The organism is Streptomyces fuscigenes (genome assembly GCF_021556455.1).
Classification (GTDB): domain Bacteria; phylum Actinomycetota; class Actinomycetes; order Streptomycetales; family Streptomycetaceae; genus Streptomyces; species Streptomyces fuscigenes.
Genome location: NZ_JAKGCV010000456.1, coordinates 1 through 4,263, shown reverse-complemented (window position 1 = coordinate 4,263; position 4,263 = coordinate 1). Strand labels below are relative to the sequence as shown.

The window sequence follows — 4,263 nt, the reverse complement described above, 5'->3', positions numbered from 1 at the left end:
CCTCGTCGGCCCCGTCGCCTCCGGCAGCCCCGGCGGCCGGGGCCGACGGGCGGGTCGCGCCGTCCGTCCCGCGGGGCCCGCCGGGCGATCGGTGCGCCGGGGAGGGGACGGCCGAGCCGGGGGGCTCGGACGAGGCGGGGCGGGTGTCGGGCTCAGGGGCGTGCGAGGGCACGGTACGGCCTCCGGTGACAGGTACACGGCTATGAGTACGCGGCTGTGGCAGAGCTGCGTGGGCACACCGGCGGTCCGGGGCACCGTCCGCGAGGACGATGCGGCGGTCTCCGCACGGCACGGATCACGTCAGGCGACCGTCCGGTTTCCGTCCGGGCGGCGGCACTCCACGAAGGAGGCGGGGAAGACGCGAGATTCTAGCCACCGGATCGACAAGCAGCGAACTCTTTTTCTGCCGCCTGCCGCCTGCCGCCTGCCGCCTGCCGCCCGCCACCCGCTACCCGCCACCCGCCGCCTTCTGCCGCCCGCTGCCCTCGTCCGTTCGGAGGGCCCCTTCGTGCGCCGGCGACCGGCCGCCCACCGCCTTCCGCTGCCGGCCGGCCGCCGCTCCGTCGTCCGTCCCGTAGGGGATCCCGCCTCGCCGACGTGCGCCTCAGGGGGGACATCGCGTGCCCCCGGGAGGGAGCGGAGAGGGCGTGAGGTTCAGCCCTCGGACCGATGTGCCGAGAATGTCCGGAATCCATCATGGAAGGCATGAGCGCACACACCATCACCCCGTTCCACGGCGCGACCGCCACCGGCCTCGGCGCCGTCCCCCGTCAGAGCTTCGGCGTCGGCGACGCCATGCGCGCGGTCAGGGTCTTCGTGGCCACCGCGTTCGACGTCGCGGTCTTCGGCGAGTACGCGGAGGAGGCCGGCGTGTACCGGGGTCCCTTCCCCGCGCCACGGGCCTCGCGCGGGGACTGACCCCCGCCGCCGCACGCCTCCGGAGCCCCGCGTACCGGAGCGGTCACCGAAATCGCATGCGGGGCCCCGTACCGGAGCCGGGCCCGGATCCGCAGGCGGGACCCGAGCCTGTCGGGACGACCCGCGCGCCCGCCCGCTGAACTCCGCCGCACGTCCGGCCCACGGCAACGGGAGAACGCCCCGCGCCGGCCCCGGCAGCAGCCCCGGCCCCGGCGTCGGCCCCGGCCCTCGGCAACCGGGGAACGCCCCGGCGCCAAACCGGCCCACGGCGACCGGGGAACGCCCCGGCTCCAGCCCCGGCAGCGGCCCCGGCGCCGGCCCCGGCCCACGCATCCGCGGCCGGTGGGCGGCCGCGCTCAGACCTCGTCGGCCAGCAGGTCGTCCGCGTCCACGATCCGGTACGCGTAGCCCTGCTCGGCCAGGAAGCGCTGCCGGTGCGCCGCGAAGTCCTGGTCGATGGTGTCGCGCGCGACGACCGAGTAGAACCGCGCCTCGTGGCCGTCCGCCTTCGGCCGCAGCACCCGGCCCAGGCGCTGCGCCTCTTCCTGGCGCGAGCCGAACGTGCCGGACACCTGGATGGCGACCGTGGCCTCGGGCAGGTCGACGGAGAAGTTCGCCACCTTCGACACCACCAGCACCGACAGCTCGCCCTGCCGGAACGCCTCGAACAGCTTCTCCCGCTGCGCGTTGCTCGTCTCGCCCTTGATCACCGGCGCGCCCAGGTGCTCGCCCAGCTCGTCGAGCTGGTCGATGTACTGGCCGATCACCAGCGTCTGCTCGCCCTTGTGCTTGCCCACGAGCGCCTCGGTCACCTTCTGCTTGGTGTCCGTCGTCGCGCAGAACCGGTACTTCTCCTCGGTCTCCGCCGTCGCGTAGGCGAGCCGCTCGCTGTCGGTCAGGTTGACCCGGACCTCCACGCAGTCCGCCGGGGCGATGTAGCCCTGCGCCTCGATCTCCTTCCAGGGCGCGTCGAACCGCTTGGGGCCGATCAGGGAGAAGACGTCCGACTCGCGGCCGTCCTCGCGCACGAGTGTCGCGGTCAGCCCGAGCCGCCGCCGGGCCTGGAGGTCCGCGGTGAACTTGAAGACGGGCGCGGGCAGCAGGTGCACCTCGTCGTAGACGATCAGGCCCCAGTCCCGCGAGTCGAACAGCTCCAGGTGCGGGTAGACGCCCTTCCGGCGTGTCGTGAGCACCTGGTAGGTGGCGATCGTGACGGGCCGGATCTCCTTCTTCGTGCCGCTGTACTCGCCGATCTCGTCCTCGGTCAGCGAGGTCCGCCGGACCAGCTCGTGCTTCCACTGGCGGGCCGAGACGGTGTTCGTGACCAGGATCAGCGTCGTCGCCTTGGCCTCCGCCATCGCGCCCGCGCCCACGAGCGTCTTGCCCGCGCCGCACGGCAGGACGACGACGCCGGAGCCGCCGTGCCAGAAGTTGTCCACGGCCTGCTTCTGGTACGGGCGCAGCGACCAGCCCTCCTCGTCGAGGTCGATGCGGTGCGCCTCGCCGTCGACGTACCCGGCGAGGTCCTCGGCGGGCCAGCCGAGCTTCAGCAGGGTCTGCTTGATCTGGCCGCGTTCGGAGGGGTGCACGGCGACGCTGTCCTCGTCGATGCGCGTGCCGACCAGCGGCTGCACCTTCTTCGAGCGCAGGATCTCCTCAAGGACCGGCCGGTCCGTGCTGGTCAGCACCAGCCCGTGGGTGGGGTGCTTGGCCAGGGTGAGGCGGCCGTAGCGGGCCATCGTCTCGGCGACGTCCACGAGCAGCGCGTGCGGCACGGGGTAGCGCGAGTACTCCACGAGCGCGTCGACGACCTGCTCGGCGTCGTGCCCGGCGGCGCGCGCGTTCCACAGCCCGAGCGGCGTCAGCCGGTAGGTGTGGATGTGCTCCGGCGCGCGTTCCAGTTCCGCGAACGGGGCGATGGCCCGGCGGCACGCGTCCGCCTGCTCGTGGTCGATTTCCAGCAGCAACGTCTTGTCGCTCTGGACGATGAGGGGTCCGTTCACAGCCGCGCCCTTTCCGTGCCCGTGCCGATGGCCACCCGTGCGGTACGCCAAACGTCCAGTGTCGCCCATCGCGCGCGCATACGGGGTGGGTCTCGTGTCGGCACCGTAAGAGACGTAGGGGGACTACGCGCGAGGGCCTCCGGGCGGATTGCCGGGCGGCGGCCGGGGCATCCGCCCGGCATGACGGCAGAAACGGAATCCTCCAGGGCGCGGCCCGCCGACAGTGACGACGGCAATGAGGTTGCCATGAGGCGTGGTTGGAGGCGCACGGCTCTGCGTGTGCTGATGTTCGTGGTGGCGTTCGCCGCGCTGGTGGCCTTCTCCGTGCTGCTGGCCGAGCTCACGCTCACGCCGTCGCCCGCGTCGGAGGGCATCGCCGGCTCCAACCTCCAGCCGGGCCACTCGCTGCGGCAGTACGCCGAGGACTACACCTTCCTCGGCGCGTGCAAGCAGGTCGGGGGCAACCTGCTGATCGGGGCGCCGTTCGGGATCCTGCTGCCGGTCCTCGTCCCGCGCAGGCTGCGGATGGTGCGGGTGGTGGTCCTCACCGCGCTCGTGATGGTGCTGGTGGAACTCGCGCAGGGCGCGCTGGTGGAGGGCCGTGCCTTCGACGTCGACGACGTGATCCTGAACACGTCGGGGGCGATCATCGCGTACGCCCTGATCGGCCGGTTCATCGGCCGCAAGTACCACGCGCTGGCGGAGCCGGTGCCGGTCCGCCGCCGCCGCTTCCCTCTTCCGGGCCGGTCGGCCGCGGCCGGCGCGTCGGCAGCCGCCGTGGAGGGGACGGCGGCCCAGGACGGCACGAAGCGCTCGGGTGCACGGGCGGGATGGTTCGGTACGAGGACCAGGCGAGGTGCTGAGAGCGGCGGGAGCCGTGGGAACCGCGGGAAGGACGCGCTGGACGCGAAGCCCACGCCGGCCCCGAAGCAGTACCGGACGTTGAAGAGGGCGAAGCGGTCCGAGGAGTCCCGGGCGCGGCGCACGATGCGGAACATCAAGCAGGTCAAGCCGTCCGACGGCCTCGAAAGGCGGACGGGCGCGAAGGCCTCCAAGAGCACCGGGACCACCAAGGCCACCAAGGCCACCAAGGCCGCCACGAGCGCCAGGGGCGGCAGGGCCGGGGGACCGGCGAAGTCCGCCGGGGGCGCCAGGGCCGGGAAGCCCGCGAAGGGCGGGGGGACCGCCGGGCCGGCCGGCGGCGCCGCCACGGGCGAGGGCGGCGGCAGGCTCACGCTCGCCCGGCTCACCCGCGCCTTCCGCGGAACGGGGGAGGTCGGCGCCAAGCCCGGGAAGTGACGACCCCGGCCCCGGCCCCGACCCCGACCCGCACGCGACTGGA

The 4,263-nt window shown here is 73.6% G+C and carries 3 protein-coding genes; 2 read left to right on the top strand and 1 reads right to left on the bottom strand.

The features are described from left to right. The first annotated feature begins 705 nt into the window (after positions 1-705). Positions 706-918 (top strand): hypothetical protein, encoded by a 213-nt coding sequence (locus L1885_RS24500; RefSeq protein ID WP_235799342.1) that lies wholly within the window; start codon positions 706-708, stop codon positions 916-918. Positions 919-1,274: 356 nt separating this feature from the next. Here the strand turns inward: L1885_RS24500 and L1885_RS24495 are convergent, their stop codons facing one another. After that, positions 1,275-2,921, bottom strand: a complete 1,647-nt coding sequence (locus L1885_RS24495; RefSeq protein ID WP_235799340.1) for a DNA repair helicase XPB — start codon at positions 2,919-2,921, stop codon at positions 1,275-1,277. A gap of 246 nt (positions 2,922-3,167) precedes the next feature. On the opposite strand from L1885_RS24495, the gene L1885_RS29455 reads away from it, so the two are divergent. After that, on the top strand, positions 3,168-4,220 hold the full coding sequence (locus tag L1885_RS29455; RefSeq protein WP_372482021.1) for a VanZ family protein: 1,053 nt from the start codon (positions 3,168-3,170) through the stop codon (positions 4,218-4,220). The last annotated feature ends 43 nt before the right edge of the window (positions 4,221-4,263 follow it).

Coding starts and splice junctions, on each gene's coding strand:
- L1885_RS24500 (WP_235799342.1), top strand. CDS start 706: ATGAGCGCACACACCATCACCCCGTTCCACGGCGCGACCGCCACCGGC.
- L1885_RS29455 (WP_372482021.1), top strand. CDS start 3,168: ATGAGGCGTGGTTGGAGGCGCACGGCTCTGCGTGTGCTGATGTTCGTG.